This window comes from Paraneptunicella aestuarii, assembly GCF_019900845.1.
In the GTDB taxonomy this organism is placed as follows: Bacteria; Pseudomonadota; Gammaproteobacteria; order Enterobacterales; family Alteromonadaceae; genus Paraneptunicella; species Paraneptunicella aestuarii.
The window spans coordinates 3574179-3592199 of record NZ_CP074570.1 but is presented as its reverse complement, the minus strand read 5'-3'; the positions used below and the strand labels follow the sequence as shown (position 1 = coordinate 3592199).

General features: G+C 44.8%; 17 protein-coding genes and 1 other annotated feature. Of the genes, 3 read left to right on the top strand and 14 right to left on the bottom strand.

Annotated elements, in window-relative coordinates; translation table 11 throughout:
- Positions 1–36: 36 nt before the first annotated feature.
- Both KIH87_RS13640 and KIH87_RS13635 read right to left on the bottom strand, forming a co-directional pair.
- Entirely contained in the window at positions 37–3246 is a 3210-nt protein-coding gene (locus KIH87_RS13640) for a tetratricopeptide repeat protein (RefSeq protein ID WP_232358416.1), read from the bottom strand.
- Between the two features lie 29 nt (positions 3247–3275).
- The gene (locus KIH87_RS13635; RefSeq protein WP_232358415.1) at positions 3276–4460 is read right to left on the bottom strand and encodes an AAA family ATPase; all 1185 of its coding nucleotides are present in this window, start codon (positions 4458–4460) and stop codon (positions 3276–3278) included.
- 221 nt (positions 4461–4681) lie between these two features.
- Between KIH87_RS13635 and KIH87_RS13630 the strand changes: the two genes are divergently transcribed.
- On the top strand, positions 4682–5461 hold the full coding sequence (locus tag KIH87_RS13630) for an SDR family NAD(P)-dependent oxidoreductase (RefSeq protein WP_232358414.1): 780 nt from the start codon (positions 4682–4684) through the stop codon (positions 5459–5461).
- Between the two features lie 65 nt (positions 5462–5526).
- On the opposite strand, the gene KIH87_RS13625 is transcribed toward KIH87_RS13630, so the two are convergent.
- From KIH87_RS13625 to hisG, 11 genes are all read right to left on the bottom strand, one after another.
- Positions 5527–6036 (bottom strand): hypothetical protein, encoded by a 510-nt coding sequence (locus KIH87_RS13625; RefSeq protein ID WP_232358413.1) that lies wholly within the window; start codon positions 6034–6036, stop codon positions 5527–5529.
- Positions 6037–6288: 252 nt separating this feature from the next.
- The gene (locus KIH87_RS13620; protein WP_232358412.1) at positions 6289–6864 is read right to left on the bottom strand and encodes a YceI family protein; all 576 of its coding nucleotides are present in this window, start codon (positions 6862–6864) and stop codon (positions 6289–6291) included.
- A 28-nt stretch (positions 6865–6892) separates the two neighbouring features.
- On the bottom strand, positions 6893–7453 hold the full coding sequence (locus KIH87_RS13615; protein ID WP_232358411.1) for a cytochrome b: 561 nt from the start codon (positions 7451–7453) through the stop codon (positions 6893–6895).
- A 407-nt stretch (positions 7454–7860) separates the two neighbouring features.
- A complete protein-coding gene (hisIE, locus tag KIH87_RS13610) occupies positions 7861–8478 on the bottom strand; it encodes a bifunctional phosphoribosyl-AMP cyclohydrolase/phosphoribosyl-ATP diphosphatase HisIE (RefSeq protein WP_232358410.1) in 618 nt (205 codons plus the stop codon).
- Positions 8475–9263, bottom strand: coding sequence for an imidazole glycerol phosphate synthase subunit HisF (gene hisF, locus KIH87_RS13605; protein WP_232358409.1), 789 nt, complete (start codon positions 9261–9263; stop codon positions 8475–8477). The genes hisIE and hisF overlap by 4 nt, the downstream gene beginning before the upstream one ends.
- Positions 9264–10016: a 1-(5-phosphoribosyl)-5-[(5-phosphoribosylamino)methylideneamino]imidazole-4-carboxamide isomerase gene (hisA, locus tag KIH87_RS13600; protein ID WP_232358408.1), complete on the bottom strand. Its 753-nt coding sequence runs from the start codon at positions 10014–10016 to the stop codon at positions 9264–9266. It lies immediately after the preceding gene.
- Positions 10017–10031: 15 nt separating this feature from the next.
- On the bottom strand, positions 10032–10664 hold the full coding sequence (gene hisH / locus KIH87_RS13595; RefSeq protein ID WP_232358407.1) for an imidazole glycerol phosphate synthase subunit HisH: 633 nt from the start codon (positions 10662–10664) through the stop codon (positions 10032–10034).
- Positions 10665–10666: 2 nt separating this feature from the next.
- Positions 10667–11746 carry a bifunctional histidinol-phosphatase/imidazoleglycerol-phosphate dehydratase HisB gene (gene hisB / locus KIH87_RS13590; RefSeq protein WP_232358406.1) on the bottom strand — a complete coding sequence of 360 codons (1080 nt, stop codon included), beginning with the start codon at positions 11744–11746 and terminating at the stop codon, positions 10667–10669.
- A gap of 49 nt (positions 11747–11795) precedes the next feature.
- A complete protein-coding gene (gene hisC / locus KIH87_RS13585) occupies positions 11796–12893 on the bottom strand; it encodes a histidinol-phosphate transaminase (protein WP_232358405.1) in 1098 nt (365 codons plus the stop codon).
- A complete protein-coding gene (gene hisD, locus KIH87_RS13580) occupies positions 12890–14188 on the bottom strand; it encodes a histidinol dehydrogenase (RefSeq protein ID WP_232358404.1) in 1299 nt (432 codons plus the stop codon). Before hisD ends, hisC begins: the two co-directional genes overlap by 4 nt.
- Positions 14189–14194: 6 nt before the next feature.
- On the bottom strand, positions 14195–15094 hold the full coding sequence (gene hisG, locus KIH87_RS13575) for an ATP phosphoribosyltransferase (protein ID WP_232358403.1): 900 nt from the start codon (positions 15092–15094) through the stop codon (positions 14195–14197).
- Positions 15095–15173: 79 nt separating this feature from the next.
- Positions 15174–15285: a sequence feature (His leader region), on the bottom strand.
- A 316-nt stretch (positions 15286–15601) separates the two neighbouring features.
- Between hisG and KIH87_RS13570 the strand changes: the two genes are divergently transcribed.
- Positions 15602–15892, top strand: coding sequence for a hypothetical protein (locus KIH87_RS13570; protein WP_232358402.1), 291 nt, complete (start codon positions 15602–15604; stop codon positions 15890–15892).
- 15 nt (positions 15893–15907) lie between these two features.
- Here the strand turns inward: KIH87_RS13570 and lepB are convergent, their stop codons facing one another.
- Positions 15908–16570, bottom strand: coding sequence for a signal peptidase I (gene lepB / locus KIH87_RS13565; protein ID WP_408635748.1), 663 nt, complete (start codon positions 16568–16570; stop codon positions 15908–15910).
- 332 nt (positions 16571–16902) lie between these two features.
- On the opposite strand from lepB, the gene gcvT reads away from it, so the two are divergent.
- Positions 16903–17982, top strand: coding sequence for a glycine cleavage system aminomethyltransferase GcvT (gene gcvT / locus KIH87_RS13560; RefSeq protein ID WP_232358401.1), 1080 nt, complete (start codon positions 16903–16905; stop codon positions 17980–17982).
- The last annotated feature ends 39 nt before the right edge of the window (positions 17983–18021 follow it).

Below are 18021 nucleotides of genomic sequence, written 5' to 3'. Positions count from 1 at the left end.
CAGTCGATTAAAAACACAGCAAGGTAAAGGCACAGTCTAGCCAAAGAGCTCATGCTCAAACAGAGCTTCCAGTTCATCAAGAAACGCCTCGTCAATTGTGATCATACGAGCTAATTCCAGAATGGGTTTCCTTCTTTCCGGTGCAAGCCCCAATAATTGTTTGGGGTTATTGGCGTGCACGCAGTGTAACGCGATTATCAACGGCTGCCATTTTTCTTCACTGTTATTGGCTTCGAGCAAGCGGATAAATTCCGTCGTTTTTCCGTTTCTAATGATATCTCTCACCAAGTCAGAAAAAGGCTGCCATAAATCAGTCATTACCACCTGATTATCGCGTGGTAGCAAATGGGATGTGATTAATTCTGCTGCCATATCCCACAGTGAGAATCGAACTAGACGGCGGCTTACACTCATCAATTCCAAAATAAACTCATCGCACTTTTGTGCTTCTATCATTGCTTTTTGTGCTTCATTAGGGGAATTTAAGCAATGTAACTGTAGTATGGATTGCAAGATAAAAGGTTCTGCTGATCCTGAATATTCTTTGATGGCAGATAAAAATGATCTGTTCGCTTGCGTGTAATCCTTTCTAAAAAACGCCTGAATGATACCTCGATAGATAAAGACAGAATATAAATCCGGTTCCTGTTTTTCGAGTTCGATGTTTTCCAACTCACCAAGAATTAGTTCGGCCTTTTCGATGAGATTATTTTGTAAATAGAGCTGTGCTAATGCTAAATAAAAATCAGCGTTATTGTTATCCAATGAACAGGCATTTTTAAACGCCATTTCAGCTTGCTCCAGATTGTTACTTCTTATTCCAAGGACTCTTCCCAGCAAGCCCCATGCATCTGGATCCCAAGGAGTAATCTGTACCAATCTTTCGACATAATCTTGCACTTTTGACATTCTGTTTTGGGTGATAAATAGCTTGATTAAGCCTGTGAAAGATTCGGTGCTTTCAGGCGCTAGTGCTAATACTTTTAAAAAAGAGTCTTCGGCTTTTCTTACGTTAATTTTATGTGATGAGTAGAACTCGACTTTTATTTCCCAACATTTATAGTCATTTGGATGTAATTGGGAGTATTTTTGCAGGTATATTTCGGCCTCATCTAAACGGTTGATTTTAATTAAAAATGAGCATAGTACACCTAAAACTACAGGGTTATCGTTGGAGAGCTGTTTTATTCTGTTTAAAAATTCTTGTGGCTCATCTTGAGTATAGAGAATGAACAACCTTACAAGTTTGCAGATGATATTGCTATGTAAAGCTTCTGATTTGCTTGTTATAGCATCTAAAGCCATTAAATCTTCTTTTTGGGTATCTTTCTTTAATAAATCGAATAACTGCACGGTTTCGGTAATATAGGGGGCGTGATATTCTTCTGCCGCCGCCTCAGCGCCTTTAACGTCTGATAGATGAAGCATTATGCCTTGGGCGATACTTTTATAAATCAGCTTGCAGGTATCACCAAAAGATAATTCATAAAACTCACGTCGTGCAGTTCTGTCTGTAATACAGTTTTGAATTTCTTGTTTTGAGGAATTGGCAAGTCGTTGTATTGTTAAATCTTTTTCTCTTATTGAGTGTTCACTTGAACCCAATAAATTCTCGATAAAAGCTTCCTTTTCTTCTCTGGATAGCCAATCCAGAGGTTTTAAAATACTTGCCAGCTTTTCATGAAGTGCTTGCAGTTTTTGTATGCGTTCAGCTCGGGGCAATAGCTCTTTGTCTTCGCCTGCAAAATCGAATAATGAATGTAAACTTGTGTTTTTCTGCGCTATCAGGCTTTTCAGTGCTTTGTGTTCCAGAGCGCCTTTGATGCCGCCCGATGTGGATTGAGCCAAGGCCAAAAGATATTCGGCGCTACGTTGGTCTGTCGCCCCTAGACCTAATCGCTTCCTACTATGTTGTTGCAGTTCTTGCGCGGTGAAGAACATTTTCAGGAAGTAGACTAACCAAATCAGTTTTTTACGTACCCGGCGGCTGGCTCGCATTAAATACCAGATATTAAAAAAGCGTTCGCTAATTTGAAACGCGGCGCGTTTGCCTTCAACGGGAGGTACTTTTTCTACTATGGCGATAGATTCCAAACGGCTAAGTTGAGCCGATACCTTGTTGACTGTGGTAGATAACTTTTCTGCCAGTTTGTTGGCGGAAACAGGATCCCAGTGTAAGGCAATGGCATCAACCATTTGTTGTAGAGCACTGGGTAATTCTTCAAAGCGAGCTTTGTATAATGGCGTGACCATGTCTAACAGCCCTTCAAGATCGCTTCTGACATCACCGTCTAATCCTTGGGATAGCACTTTAAAAAGCAGGATGATGGTTCTTGGGTTGCCACCTGTGAGGGTATGCAGTGTATTAATTCGAGCAGGATCAGTTGTTAGAATTTGTTCCACTTTGGGGGTGTTCGTGACACTGGCCAGTTCCCGCAAAATATTGTGAGTATCTTGTAATGTGAGGCGTTTGAGTTCGTGGACCAGAAAGAAATCATAGAATGCTGCGTCGTATTCATAAGTGACTTCCATGGCACGGGAACTGGCACCGATGAACATTAATTGCGGCTCTGATTGTAAAATTTCTCTTAGGTGCCAGTGTTCTTCTTTTAAGCGGTCGAAGATCAGGTCGATATTGTCTATCAGAAGAAGCAGTCGTTTATTGTAATGACGAGAAAGAGTGATTAATTCCTGCAATACATCGTTGGCTTTAAGATGACGCGATTTATCAATAATGATATCGACCCGGTCGGCTTCGTCTTCATGGCCTTCGGCTTCAAGCGTATCACCCAGGGCATCCAGGCAGTTTAGCCACAGGTCTTTAATATTCACCACATTGTATTGTTCTTCCGGGAAAGAAAGTGGCAGCCAGATTTGATTCAATTCCGGGTGGCGTTTTACTGCTACCGCCAAACGGCGTAAAAAGGTGGTTTTTCCCATGCCTCGCAAGCCCAATAATAATTGGTGTTGGGCTGGCATATTGGGCTGTTCCCTGAGTAATCCGTCTACGATGGAATCGAGCAAGTCCTGACGGGCAATAAAGTATTGCACTATTTCATCGTCATTCCACAGTGCAGGGTTATAAACGGCAACCCCGTGTAACCCAAGGTTCTTGATGGGGTTTGCTTCAATGCGGTATGACGGGATTGCTTCGTTTACTTTATTCATATCTGACTTCGACATGGGGGTGACCTTTTTTACCAATTCTTTCTTGATTTTTGCTTGATTGTTTATCGAGCGTTTCATTCTTCTTTCGCTGCTCTTGCACTCATCTTTTACTCTTGGGCGTAGCGGTTTTTCCAATATTCACCCAGCAATGACAACCTGAACTGATAACGACCATTGCTTTCTATGATGTAACCGTCGTTTTCCAGCATATCCAGCAGGTATCGGAGTAAATTGTCTTCCTGTGTCAGCTTACCTGTTTTGTGTTCCAGAGCCTGTTTTAGTGTGGCTTTTTGTACGCCGTTTGCTGATCGGCTAATGTGATTTAGCAGGAGTACGGCGTGTTGATTGTCTGGTGGCCCTAATTGTTCATTTAAACGCTGATGCCAGTAATCAAAATAATTTCGGTTCGCGGGTTTGAGTAACTCGACAAATGCCTGATTAACATCTTCAATAGTCACCGCTCCAGAGGTGTTCAGTTTTTTGATGTGTTCAACCAATAACTGTAAGTAGTAGGGGATTTTCCAACCTATTTTTGACAGGAGGTATTGGTTAACCTCATCGGAGATGACTTTGTTGTAACTGGTGAGCAATGCCTTCACAAATTCGCTGGCGATATGCTCGGGAAATTCGCCTAACGGAAAGGAAACCAGATCATTGATGGTGTCTCCCATATTGTGCCTGGCGGTGATGGTATCCAGGCCAATGGAGCCCGCTAAAATCCATTTGATTTTATGGTTATAAGCCTGGCGAAGAGAACGAAACCAGTTCAAAAAGTGCCTAACCCTTTCTTTGCCATTTTCTTGTTTAAGTAATGCCAGAATGAAAATAGGAAGCTCATCGACACAAACAATAATGCGCTTGCCGCCGTTATCCAGATTGTCTACCTGAGCTGAAAAGTGTTGCGCTGTCGCTTGCCAATCTTTCTTTTGACCGCTGCCAAGCTCGATGCCATTGGTGTTCACTTTGGTAATTTGTTTTAGTGTGCTGCTGAAACGTTGAACATGCTTTTTCCAATTTGGCAGATTCAAGGTGCGATATAAGTGATCAATGCAAGCTTCTTCCTCTATGCAATCTGCAAAACTGCAATAGTACACCGAAGCATTCTGGGCATGAGCCGTGTCGCGCAGTCGTTTTAATAACGACGTTTTTCCGATTCGCCTTGGTGCCAGCATTAGCAAGTTGTCGGCTCCGGTTTTTTCCCATATTTCCGTTTGTTCTTGCTCTCTACCGTAGAAGTTATTTCCTTCTGCCGGGCTTCCTATTGAAATTCTTATTCTCTGTGTTTGGATCATGAGTTACTACTTCCTTATATTTGTTTCGTCATTAGTGAATTTTTAAAACAGGCACGGTTTAAAACAGGCTTAGTTTAAAATAAATTTAGTTTAAAACAAAAAAAATGTAAAACAAAAATGTTTTATTTTTTTTGTGGTGGTTTATTGAAGATGCTTTTTGAGATGGTTTCACAGGCATTAATTGCTTACTATTGGCTTCCAACTTTCAAAGAGAATCCATCATGACAACAGCATTAATCACAGGGGCGAGCAGTGGTATCGGCGAATGTTTAGCGGAACAGTGCGCTAAACACAAAATAGATCTGGTACTGACCGCTCGTTCAGAAGATAAGCTACAAGCACTATCGGAGCGATTAGTCAGTCAGTATGGTGTGCAATGTCATGTGATAACGAGTGATTTATCGGCTGTTGACGGCGTACAAAAGCTGGTGGATGAGCTGGACAAGCTTAATTGCCAGGTTGACTACCTGATCAACAATGCCGGTTTTGGTGACTTTGGCTTTTTTGTTGATTCCGATTTGGCGAAACAAAAGCAGATGATGATGCTGAACATGGTGGCTTTGACCGAGTTAACACACCGTTTGCTACCTGCGATGAAAGCCCGTGGCAATGGCAAAATACTGAATGTCGCTTCTACGGCATCTTTTATGCCAGGGCCTTATATGTCGGTGTACTATGCGACGAAAGCTTACGTGTTGTCTTTCTCGGAAGCGATTGCTAACGAACTACAGGGAACGGGCGTGACGGTTACTGCTTTGTGTCCAGGCCCTACCGCCTCTGGCTTTCAGGATGCGGCTGAGATGAATAAATCGGGTCTTGTTAAAATGCTGCCGATGCCTACTTCGGAACAAGTAGCAGAGTATGGCTTTAACGCCATGATGAAAGGAAAGCGTGTGGCGATTCATGGCGCAATGAACTGGCTAATGGCGCAGTCTATCCGATTTACGCCTCGTCGTATCGCGACAGCCGTTGTGCGGATGATCAGCAGTCCAAAAGGGTGAATGTTTTTATGGATTAAAGAGCACGAATTGGTGCTCTTTAAACCAATTATTGTGACTCGACGTCGTTATACCGACCAGCTTCCAGAACCTGCCATTGCTACTGCGCCTTCAGCTATACCTGCTGCAATAATGAATCCCATATAGGTATCGTCATTCCAGAAAGTAAGCTCAAATCCGCCAATATCCTCACCGCCGCCGACGATGTTAAAGCTGCATTTACCGGCAAGATCATCAATCGGATAATTGAAAATGCCAACTGCGCCAGCTACAAACTTACCCAAGCCTAAACCATAAGCGTTACCATCAAAGTTGATGATTTTTAAACTATGGTTGTAAGCCAAAGTGAGCTTTACCGAGCTATAGAGTGCGAGTGAGTTGCAGTTGAGCAAGCCTTCCACATCGTAGGAGTCTTCCGACAGAATGGCTCTATCGCCTTTGGACTGTCTGATACCATCAAGAATTTGCTTGTTTCTATCCAAAACAAGTTTTTTCAGGTCGGGACGATCCTTGAAGTTAAAACCTTTGGTTGCGTCTTTGATTTTATCCAGTCGCTTTCCAATATCTAAGTCAAACATATCTAATACCTCTTCAATTCCCCATGATCGGGAGCTATTTAATCTGAAGGAGTAGAGATGCTTTTACTCGGTGGAATTGTCTATAACCACGGTTGCCTATGTTTAAATTAACTCAGGTGAAAGAAGGGATTGCGGGGCGGGGGAGTAGGAAAAAACTCGCACCACGAGGATGGTGCGAGAAGAGTCGCTTGTTTCTGCTTTTAGGAACGATGACAAGCTATTGCTACGAGTAACTGTGTTTAGGCATGAGCCTTATTTGCGGATGCCTTCTACATGAAGTTCCAGTTCCGCATGCGTTGAGTCTGGACCCGGCTGTTTAATGCCGTAGTCACTGAGTTTTATGCTGGTTGTGCCGGAAAAACCTGCACGATAGCCGCCCCAAGGGTCTTTGCCTTCACCAATTTTCTCAGCATCAATCATGATTTCTTTGGTAACACCGTGCAGGGTCAAATTACCTTTAACGGCCAGCTTACCGTTACCTTTGTCGGTGATGCTGGTACTTTGAAACTTCGCAGTTGGGTATTTTTCAACATTTAAGTACTTTGCGTCTTTAATATGCTTGTCGCGTAGTGCATGATTCGAATCGAAGCTGGTGGTGTCGAGGTTCACTACGATGCTGGCTTCGTTTGGTTTTTCTGCATCATAACTAAAAGTACCATCAAAAGTGTTGAAACGTCCTGTAACCCAGGAAAAGCCAAGGTGGCTGATTTTAAAATTCACAAAGGCGTGAGCACCCTGGGTATCAATAATATAGTCAGCAGCTTGTGTTGTGCTGCTAAACAATGTCGATAGGCTTAAAAGGGTTGTGAGGGTTAATATTTTTTTCATAAAAATCCTAAAAATTGTTTGTCATAAATTATTTAAAACCGGGTTTGTTACTTTTGGGCTTGAGCATTCTGGTGAGCGTATTGTCTCGATCCAGAAAATGGTGTTTTAGCGCTGCTGCTGCATGAAATATTGCTAATCCAATAAGCCCAAAAGCGAGTAATTCGTGTACTTCACCAGCGACATCTTCCTGATTGTCAAACCAACTGCCAAAGCTTGGGACACTAAACCAATTGAATACCTCAATATCACGGTTGTCCGCTGTGGAAATAAGGTAGCCAGATATAAATATGGCGAACAGAATGAGGTATAGAGCAATATGGGTTAGTCTTGCAATTTTGCTCAATAATGGGCTGCCGTGAGGATTAGGACGCTTTCCTGAAAATATCCACAACATACGAAATAGCGTTAATCCTGCAAGTAAAATACCTGTACTTTTATGCCAGTGAGGGGCGGTTTGATACCACTCACTGTAATAATCCAGGCCATCCATCCATAAGCCAAGCGCAAATAAGCTGACAATTGTTAATGCTGATACCCAGTGCAAGATGATAGAAATCCAACCGTAACTATATGCACTGTTTTTAATCATATTCCACCATACTTCAAACTACCTTACTTCATACTGCTTTGGGGATGCTGACGAGGCTTAATGATACATCGAACGAATGAAATTAAAATCGCGTTAATTTGTCTAAATACTTCTAAAAAATAGAAGTGTTTAGGACATTATTGATGAAAAGGGGAATCGAGGTAGAAATATGACTCTCATTATTTTTTATAAGTAGATGCTATAAAAAATTTGTGAGTGTCATAATTTAGAAATAACTATGGAGTAAATTACAACCATCAAATCTCCCTGATTTGAATTTCTCGTTGTGTTGTTAGTTCCTGTTAACCATTTGAATTTATGAATTGTTAACAATCTATATTGTCAGCCGCGATAGTCTTTGACTATCGCGGTTTTTTTTGATCATAGCTTGGAAAAAGCTTTCAGGGCTACTTGTGTCTTTCTTTTAGCAACCCAATCACATCTTCAAATTTCACGTCGCTGGCGTGTAGCAACACTAACAAGTGATAAAGCAAATCCGCAGATTCATTCTTGAGTTCTTCCTTGTCGTGAACCGTGGCAGCTAGTGCCGTTTCAACGCCTTCCTCACCCACTTTCTGCGCGATGCGTTTTATGCCTTTGGCGTAGAGTTTTGCGGTATAGCTGCTCTCAGGATCGGCATTTTTACGTTCACCCAATAAGCGATTCAACTTGCCTAAAAAGGCTAGCTCAGGATCGCCTTCATCATTCCAGCAACTGTTTGTTCCCAGGTGGCAGGTTGGGCCATTGGGCGTGACTAATGCCAGTAAGGTGTCTTTATCGCAGTCGGTACTGATTTGATGTAAATCGAGGGTATTGTTGCTGCTTTCACCTTTCATCCATAAACGTTGTTTGGTGCGGCTGAAAAAGGTGACTTTGCCTGAATCCAGTGTTTGTTCCAGCGCCTCCTGGTTCATATAGCCCAGCATTTGAACAACCCCGGTGTGAATGTCCTGCACTATGCAGGGAATGAGGTTGTCGACTTTGTCCCAAGCCAGTTGCGACAGGTTTTCTTTAGTAATAATCATGGTCTGATTTCAATCTGTTGTTGGCGTAAAAAGGTTTTCAGTTCAGGAATGGCGATAATGCCTTTGTGGAATACCGATGCCGCTAATGCACCGTCGACATCAGCTCCACCCTCGCTCATAGGTGAAAGTACATCGGCAAAGTGTTGCATTTCACCTGCACCGCCAGAAGCAATTAACGGCACACGGCAGTTAGAGCGGATCAAGCGCAATTGTTCAATGTCATAGCCTTTGCGCACGCCATCCTGATTCATGCAATTCAGTACGATTTCGCCCGCACCTCGGGATTGCACTTCTTTCACCCAATCCGCGGTTTCCCAGCCTGTTTGCTGGGTGCGCTTTTCATCGCCCGTGAATTGATAAACTTCATACTTTCCGGTGTCAGCATTGAAGTAGCTGTCGATACCGATCACCACGCATTGCTGACCAAAACGGTCATGCAACTGGTTAATCAAGTCAGGGTTGGCAAGGGCGGGTGAATTGACGGAAATCTTGTCCGCACCCATTTCCAGAATAATACGCGCGTCTTCGACGGACTTAATACCACCAGCAACACAAAAGGGAATGTCGATCACCTGAGCAATACGGCTTACCCAGCTTTTATCCACAACGCGTTGATCGCTGGAAGCGGTAATATCGTAAAACACCAGCTCATCGGCTCCGGCTTTCGCGTACTGCTCGGCAAGTGGCACGATATCACCAATGATTTCGTGGTTGCGGAATTGCACGCCCTTAACCACTTTGCCATCGCGAACATCCAGGCAAGGAATAATGCGTTTTGCTAACATTTATCGTTCTCCCTGATCCTGCTGCTGCCAGCATTCAATGGCGTCTTTCACTGTGAATTTGCCTTCCAATAAGGCGCGTCCCAAAATTACGCCACCCACATTGCAGGGCTTAAGCGCTGCGATGTCATCAAGGCTGCCGATGCCGCCCGATGCCTGCCAGCTAACTGTGGGAAACTGAGCGCACATCTCTTGATATAACGAGGTGTTGGCTCCCTGCAACGTACCGTCTTTGCTGATGTCGGTACATAAAACATGCTTGGCTCCGACACTAAGAAAATCGTTCAATAAGGCTTCTAATGACACGCCTGAATCTTCTTGCCAGCCATGGGTGGCAATCATTTTATTGCCGGAAGCGTCAATGTTCACATCCAGCGCTAACACGATGGAATCGGCACCGTACTTTTCAAACCAGCCTTTTACCAGTTCAGGTTGCTTCACCGCTAACGAGCCGATGACCACACGTTTAACGCCAATCTTCAAAAGCTGTTTTACGTCGTCTTCGTTACGAATACCGCCTCCGGCCTGAAATTGCATCAGCCCGGTTCTGACCATGCTTTCAATTAACAATAATTGGCGCTTGGACGTGTCTTTCGCTCCGGTTAAATCGACAATGTGTAACCACTGCGCACCTTGAGCAGCGTAGTCTTTCACTACATCCACAGGGTTAAGCGCATACTGGGTTTTTTGTTCATAGTCGCCCTGATATAAACGGACGACTTTTCCGTCGATTAAATCTATTGCGGGAATAATCATGCTTTTAATCCTGTGTTATACCAGTTCAACAAAGTTTCTGAGTAATTGGGCTCCGGCTTCGCTAGAGCGTTCCGGATGAAATTGCACGCCCATGAAATTGCCATTTTGAATGGCTGCCGAAAAAGGCTTGGTGTAATCGCATGAAGCCAATGTGTGTTCGCCTTTTGGTACGCAGTAGCCATGCACAAAATAGAAATAGCTGTTGTCGTCGATACCATGAAAAAGCGGCGTATCGCGTTCTACCTTGACCTGATTCCAACCCATATGGGGCAAGCGTAAGGTGTCGGATTTCATGGCATTCACTTCGGTATCGACCAAGCCCAGGCATTCAATGTAATCCGCCGTGGCGTTGGCTTCTTCTGAGCGATTGGTGAGTAACTGCATTCCCAGGCAAATGCCTAAAACTGGCTGTGTTAACCCTCGAATACAGTCTAACAAGCCTTTTTGCTGAATCTGTTGCATGGCAGCGGCGGCGGAACCAACTCCGGGCAATAGCACTTTTTCCGCGGAGTTGATAACGCTAATGTCGGCACTCACCAGCACTTCATAGCCCAAGCGTTCTATGGCAAATTTCAGTGATGACACGTTGGCGCAGGATGTGTCGATCATCACAACTTGCTTAGTTCCCGTGATTTTATTCACGCTCATGTTTACAGTGCTCCCTTGCTGCTGGGAAGTTCATCGCCTTGCTTGGTGATGGCTTGGCGTAATGCACGCCCAAACACTTTAAACAGGCTTTCTACCTGATGGTGAGCGTTGCCTTCGGTGGTGCTCAAGTGCAGCGATATGCCCATGCTGTCAGACAAGGAGCGGAAGAAGTGTGACACCATTTGGGTGGACATTTCACCGACACGTTCCTGAGTAAATTCTGCATCGAATTTCAGATAAGGACGGGCGGAAATATCCAGAATACATTCGGCGCGACATTCATCCATAGGCAAGGCAAAACCAAAACGACCAATACCGCGTTTATTGCCCAAGGCTTTGCGCAATGCTTCGCCCAAGGCAAGAGCGGTATCTTCCACTGAGTGGTGATCGTCGATGTGCAAATCGCCAGTGACCTGAACATTCATATAGAAGCCGCCGTGGGTGGCAATTTGATCCAGCATATGGTCAAAGAAACCCAACCCGGTTGCAATGTCGGCTTTAGCGCTACGATCCAGCTCTACCGTTACCGTGATATCGGTTTCCGAGGTTTTACGCACAACGGTTGCTGCGCGTTGACCTTCTTTCAATGACTCTTCAATCGCCAGCCAGTTGTTGTTGGTGCGATCGTAGCGAATGCCTGTGATACCCATATTTTCAGCTAGCTGAATGTCGGTTTCTCTATCGCCAATCACAAACGAGCGGGTGAAGTCGACTTTGCCTTGTTGCAGGTAATCTTTTACCAATCCCAGCTTGGGTTTGCGGCAACTACAGTTGTCTTCCGGGAAATGAGGGCAAATCAGAACATCATCAAAAGTTACGCCCTGGCTGTTAAAGATATGCATCATCTTGTCGTGGGGCAGGTCAAAATCAGCTTGAGGAAAGCTGTCAGTGCCAAGGCCGTCCTGATTCGACACCATCACCAGTTGGAATCCGGCTTGTTGTAAGCGAGTCAGTACCGGGATCACCATAGGTTCAAAGACCAGTTTTTCCAGTGTATCCAGTTGTTTATCTATTGGCGGTTCTTCTACCAGCGTGCCGTCACGGTCGATAAACAAAATGGGTTTGGGTTGAGCATTTGTCATGTGTTTTCTCTATCTTTTTTCTATTAGAGGCAGAGGCTCTGCATCGAACTTAACGGGCATAAAATTGTTGAATCAGGGATAACAAATGCGCATTTTCCGCTTCATTACCAATACTGATACGCAAGCAGCCTTGCAGGTTCACTTGTTTGGATTGATCGCGAATGAGCACGCCATTAGCCACCAGATAATCCATCACAGCTTGTTTTTCTGGCACACGGAATAGCAAGAAATTAGCGCATTTGTCGCCTAACCATTGCCAACCCGGAAACTGCTGACATTGCTTTAATAGGACTTCTTGCTGTTCTTGCAATTGGCTTACCTGATTTTTCATACGCTGAACGCCCTCTTCGGATAAGGCTTGCGCGGCGATTTGCGCAACGGGGTCTGAAACCGGGTAGGGGGCAATCACCTTCAGCAATACGTGAATAATTTCGGGTTGAGCAAGCAAAAAACCGCAACGGATACCTGCCAGCGCAAAAGCTTTCGACAAAGTGCGCAGTACCACAAGATGATTGTATTCTTGAATTTGCGATGCCCAGCTGTGCTCAATATCAAACTCAATATAGGCTTCGTCCACCACCACCAGCGATTTACCGGCGAACAACGCCAATACCTGTTGCAATTGGCTTTGCGCAACACGGTTGCCCGTTGGGTTGTTTGGGGAGCAAACAAACACCAGTTTTGGCGGCTTCTCGCTATTTGCCACAGCGGTTAAGGCTTCTAAGTCCAGTGAGAAGTCATCCAGCAATGGTGCTTTTTGTACCTGCACATTAAAGGTATTGGCGCTGATGGCGTACATACCGTAAGTAGGCGGGCAAATCAGAATGCTGTCCGTTCCTGAATTACAAAAAGCGCGCACGAGTAACTCAATACCTTCATCGGCTCCACGGCTAACCAATACCGATTTGGCATCCACGCCTGCGTATTTGGCGTAGGCTGAAATCACTTTGGGCGGCTGGCAATCGGGGTAACGATTGAAATGATCACTGTCTATTTGATATTCGTTGGCAAACGGCGATTCGTTGGCATTAAGCCAGTATTGACCGCCGGAAAATAAACGACGCGCAGATTCATAGGGCTGTAAGTCGCGTACATGTACGGCGCTTAACTCATTGATGAAATCGTTGTCATTAGGCTGTTGTGTCATTTAGCGCCTCCTTGTTGTAAGCGGATAGCCACGGCTTGTTTGTGCGCATCTAAGCCTTCCGCATCGGCTAAATCCATAATGGCATTGCCGATATTTTGCAAACCATCAAAAGACAATTCCTGCACGGTAAAGCGACGATAAAAGTCATTTAAGCCTAAGCTGGAATAGGTACGGGAATAGCCATAAGTGGGCAATACATGGTTGGTTCCGCTGGCATAATCGCCGGCAGATTCTGGCGACCATGCGCCCAAAAAGATTGACCCGGCATACTGAATACTCGACAGCCAATTACGAGGATGCCTGGTTTGTACAATAAGGTGCTCGGGCGCGTACTGGTTGCTAACTTCAATGGCTTGGTGCACATCGTCGGTCAGAATATAACGAGCGTGTTGCATGGCTTGGCGAGCGATATCCTGACGCGACAAGGTTTGAAGCTGCGCCTCTACTTCCTGTTTGGTTTCTTCAATAATCGTTTCGCTATTACAAACCAATACGGCTTGAGAATCGGAACCGTGTTCAGCTTGTGACAACATATCTGCGGCAATAAACGCCGGATGTGCGTGTTCGTCAGCGACAACTAATACTTCTGAAGGGCCGGCGGGCATATCAATTGCCGCACCATTGGGCATTTGACTGACTTGTTGCTTGGCTTCAGTGACAAAGCTGTTACCTGGGCCAAAGATTTTGTCTACCTTGGCAATGGTCTCTGTTCCCAACGCCATAGCTGCAATGGCTTGGGCGCCACCGACCAGATAGATTTCATCAATGCCACAACGTTGTGCCGCATACAAAATAGCGGGATGCAACGAACCTTCGCTATTGGGCGGTGAGCATAATACTTTGCGTTCACAACCGGCGACTTGTGCGGGTACGCCCAGCATTAATACGGTGGATGGCAAGGGAGCGCTACCGCCGGGAATATACAAACCCACAGCCGTTAACGCCGTGTAATGCATGGAGCATTGCACGCCAGCGCTGGTTTCCAGTTCAATATCATTAGGCAATTGTGCCTCATGGAAACGACGAATATTGTCGTAGGCGGTGTCGATGGCCTTTTTCAGTTCAGGTGAAATCTGTTTAACGGCCTTGGCAACACTGTCTTGAGCAAGCGTCAGGGAATTCAACGCAACCTTGTCGAACTGACGGTTGTATTCAAATAATGCGCTATCGCCTTGTTGAGCAACATTAGCAATAATGTCAGCGACGGTTTTGCTCAATGTAACGGAATCTGCCTGAGCAGGGCGTTGCAATAATGCCTTTTGCTCACTAACAGAAAGGGACGACCAAACCTGCATGTGTTACTACCCCATCATTTTTTCGATTGGCAAGACCAGAATTGACGAACAACCCAACGCTTTTAGTTTCTCCATGGTTTCCCAGAAGAGGGTTTCCGGGCTAACAACGTGAATGGCGACATGGCCTGTGTCCGCAGCAAGCGGCAATACCGTTGGCGTTTCTGCCCCCGGCAGCAATGCTTGCACTTCATTGAGTTTGTCTTTAGGAGCGTGCAGCATGATGTATTTACTTTCTTTGGCTTGCAGCACACCGTTAATACGAGGCAAGAGTTTGTCGATAAGTTGTTGTTTTTCAGGGCTTAGAGGCTTTGGTTTTTGGATAAGCACGGCCTTGGAATAGAAGATTTCTTCTTGTTCTTTCAGGCCGTTGGCTTCCAGCGTTGCGCCTGTGGAAACCAAATCGCAGATGGCATCGGCAAGGCCGGCGCGAGGAGCAACTTCAACAGAGCCCGTTAACATCACGACGTTGGCGTCGACATTCTGCTCCTTAAAGTAACGCTCCAACAGGTAAGGATAAGTGGTGGCAACGGTTTTGCCGCTCAGGCTGTAAACATCCTGATAATTCCATTCAGATGGAACCGCAATAGAAAGGCGGCAACCGCCGTAATCTAGTTGGCGCAGGGTGGTAAATTCATAACATTTGCCCGCCGCTTGGCGTTCAAGCATTTTTTCTTCCAGCTCATTCTCGCCAATGAACCCGAGATCGACCACGCCATCCATCACCAAGCCGGGAATATCGTCGTCGCGTACTCGCATCAGGTCAATAGGCATATTGGTTGAATGAGCCATTAACAGCCTGTCTTGAATCGCTAATTTGATGCCGATAGCTTTTAGCAAACTAATGCTTTTTTCGCTAAGTCGCCCGGATTTTTGCACTGCAATTCGTAGTCTTGATGATTCGCTCATGTTGGTTCCTGTTGGCTGTCTTTTAACCGTATTTTATTAGTTTAACCCAAGCATTAAATGTAGATTTAAAACCCATTAAAAACGAAAACCCCCGGAAGTTTCCTTCCGGGGGTATCAAAATTTGGTCTACCACTGGAAGGATATTACCTTCCAGAAATAACCTGAAAGGCTAACCTGGCATATGGTGATGATGGCGGAGTGCTTTCAGAGTTAATGTATTCATTTGCTTGTTTAAATATTGTCTCTCATTGAGTGAGCCTCGACATTAACCAATGTCTGGCGCAATTGCAACGCCTATTTCATGGTTATGCATTATTTGTAAGAAAATATTCATATATGACGAATAAATATTTCCTTGTATAGACATGCTGAGCCGGGAATGTGTGGTTTCGGTATCGTTTGAAACTTTGCGTTAAATCATTTTTAGATTAAAAATTAAACAATGTTTATTTGAGTCGATACAATAATAGGTAGAAATCTGGTTTTTAGACCCTATATTTAATAGTTATGAGTAGCGATTTATTATTTTCGGTTTTACCCCGTTTAGGGAAAGAACCTCCAATACAAGACGAGCATGTAGTGGAACAGGTGGGCAAAGAAGCGCGCCTGCGCGAGCTTGATGCCGATGAAAAAGAGCTGAATTCTGAAGAGCGTGAAGCGCGCGAGAAATACAAAAAATCCATCAAGAAGAAAAGGGAAGAAGCGGAAGCTAACGAGCAAGACAAGGAAGAAGACAAACTACAGGATCACAACTATACCGATGCAGAAGGGCATCGGCATATTGATGATTTCGCCTAAATTGAAATTCTAAACTTACAACGTGTGAAAAAAACGTTCTGCGCGAGGTAAGTAGTTATTGTCGTAGTTCAACGACATCACCACGGTTTCGGTTTTGCCAATAATTTCCTTACGCGGTACAAAGCCAATCACGCGTGAATCTGAACTGTTATCCCTGTTGTCACCCATCGCTAAATAATGACCTTCGGGAACCGTAACAGGGGAGAAACTCGATAACTGAGAACCTCTATTGTGAACCCGGATAAAGTGTTCGACACCTGCCAGGTTCTCCTTTCTATCCTGATACACATTGTTTGCATCGGCTGTTTCATAATCCAGTTTTTCACCGTTGATATACAGCACATTGTTATCAAGGGCGATGACGTCGCCGGGAACGCCAACAACACGTTTCACCAGGCGAATATCAGACACTTCGGAATCAAAAATAATGACATCGCCACGTTGTGGATCGGCTAATTTCATCAGGGATGTATGAGTGAAAGGAATGCGAACATCGTATGCCAGTTTGTTAATCCAGATTCGGTCGCCTTCAATAATAGTGGGCTTCATGGAACCCGTTGGTACGGTATTCCAGTCGGCAACTGCGCTTTTAAACACACTCATTAAGATCACAAATAACAGGAAACCGCGATTTTCCTTGTACAACTTGGTCATCTTGTTAGTCATATCATTACTCATAACAACTCCTCATAAGAACCCCGTTTCCGATGAATTTTTCAGGGTAGTTTTTAGAGCGTAGTTTGATTTAGCTGTATTGGAACTTAACTGTTATTTCATTGCCTCGGAGTAAGGCGCAACGAAGAGCATAAGAGACAAGTAAAAAGGCGTTTTCCGCCATTCAATCTATCTATAACAATTATTCATCAGAATAATCGAGTATTAATAAATGCAATAAAGGATCTAATCTATATTGTATTTTTTTATGTATTCATAAATATTTCCAATTTGTGGCGATTTCACGGCAACTCTATAATTATGCGCCAACACACTTCTAATCTTTGAGAAAGCACATGCTTAGTACAACGGTATTGCACGCTAAACATCACGAATCTAACGCCAAAATGGTTGATTTTCACGGCTGGGATATGCCTCTTCATTACGGTTCTCAAATCGAAGAACATCATGCGGTTCGCCAAGACGCAGGCATGTTCGACGTTTCCCATATGACCATTGTTGATGTGAAAGGCGACGATGCCCAAGCTTACCTTCGTTACTTGTTGGCAAACGACGTTGCCAAGCTGAGAGTGCCGGGCAAAGCCTTATATAGCGGCATGTTGAATGAAAGTGGTGGGGTGGTTGACGACTTGATTGTCTATTACTTCACAGAACAGGATTATCGCCTTGTTGTAAACTCGGCAACCCGTGAAAAAGATCTCGACTGGCTAAATAAAATCGCCGAAGGCTACAAGGTTAGCATTACAGTTCGTGATGATCTGGCCATGATCGCCGTGCAAGGCCCTAACGCCATCGAAAAAGTAGGCACATTGCTGGATGAAGAGCAGCACAAACTGGTAGACGGTTTACGTCCTTTCTTTGGTGTGCAAGCTGGCGATTTGTTTATCGCTACTACAGGCTACACCGGCGAAGCGGGTTACGAAATCATGGTTAACACCGATGAAGCGGGTGCGTTCTGGGATAAATTGCTAGGCGCTGGCGTTAAACCTTGTGGCTTGGGCGCTCGTGACACATTGCGTCTGGAAGCCGGTATGAACCTGTATGGTCAGGACATGGACGAAACTATTTCGCCTTTGGCTGCCAATATGGGGTGGACCATTACCTGGGAACCGCAAGACCGCGATTTCGTTGGTCGTGAAGCTCTTACTCGCCAGAAAGAAGAAGGTACTGAGCAGCTTGTTGGTTTGGTGATGACCGAAAAAGGCGTGCTACGCACTGGCTTGAAAGTAAAAGTGGGCGATGAAGAAGGCGTGATTACATCGGGTACTTTCTCCCCAACACTAGGCCACAGTATTGCCATGGCGCGTGTACCTGCCAATGTAGGTGACACCGTTGAGGTGGAAATGCGCAAAAAGTGGGTTACAGTAAATGTGGTAAAACCCGGTTTTGTCCGTAACGGCAAACAAGTATTTTAAGCGTTTTACCCCAAACGAATTTTTAAAGAATAGGGAGCC

Coding starts and splice junctions, on each gene's coding strand:
- KIH87_RS13640 (WP_232358416.1), bottom strand. CDS start 3,246: ATGAAACGCTCGATAAACAATCAAGCAAAAATCAAGAAAGAATTGGTA.
- KIH87_RS13635 (WP_232358415.1), bottom strand. CDS start 4,460: ATGATCCAAACACAGAGAATAAGAATTTCAATAGGAAGCCCGGCAGAA.
- KIH87_RS13630 (WP_232358414.1), top strand. CDS start 4,682: ATGACAACAGCATTAATCACAGGGGCGAGCAGTGGTATCGGCGAATGT.
- KIH87_RS13625 (WP_232358413.1), bottom strand. CDS start 6,036: ATGTTTGACTTAGATATTGGAAAGCGACTGGATAAAATCAAAGACGCA.
- KIH87_RS13620 (WP_232358412.1), bottom strand. CDS start 6,864: ATGAAAAAAATATTAACCCTCACAACCCTTTTAAGCCTATCGACATTG.
- KIH87_RS13615 (WP_232358411.1), bottom strand. CDS start 7,453: ATGATTAAAAACAGTGCATATAGTTACGGTTGGATTTCTATCATCTTG.
- hisIE (WP_232358410.1), bottom strand. CDS start 8,478: ATGATTATTACTAAAGAAAACCTGTCGCAACTGGCTTGGGACAAAGTC.
- hisF (WP_232358409.1), bottom strand. CDS start 9,263: ATGTTAGCAAAACGCATTATTCCTTGCCTGGATGTTCGCGATGGCAAA.
- hisA (WP_232358408.1), bottom strand. CDS start 10,016: ATGATTATTCCCGCAATAGATTTAATCGACGGAAAAGTCGTCCGTTTA.
- hisH (WP_232358407.1), bottom strand. CDS start 10,664: ATGAGCGTGAATAAAATCACGGGAACTAAGCAAGTTGTGATGATCGAC.
- hisB (WP_232358406.1), bottom strand. CDS start 11,746: ATGACAAATGCTCAACCCAAACCCATTTTGTTTATCGACCGTGACGGC.
- hisC (WP_232358405.1), bottom strand. CDS start 12,893: ATGACACAACAGCCTAATGACAACGATTTCATCAATGAGTTAAGCGCC.
- hisD (WP_232358404.1), bottom strand. CDS start 14,188: ATGCAGGTTTGGTCGTCCCTTTCTGTTAGTGAGCAAAAGGCATTATTG.
- hisG (WP_232358403.1), bottom strand. CDS start 15,094: ATGAGCGAATCATCAAGACTACGAATTGCAGTGCAAAAATCCGGGCGA.
- KIH87_RS13570 (WP_232358402.1), top strand. CDS start 15,602: ATGAGTAGCGATTTATTATTTTCGGTTTTACCCCGTTTAGGGAAAGAA.
- lepB (WP_408635748.1), bottom strand. CDS start 16,570: ATGAGTAATGATATGACTAACAAGATGACCAAGTTGTACAAGGAAAAT.
- gcvT (WP_232358401.1), top strand. CDS start 16,903: ATGCTTAGTACAACGGTATTGCACGCTAAACATCACGAATCTAACGCC.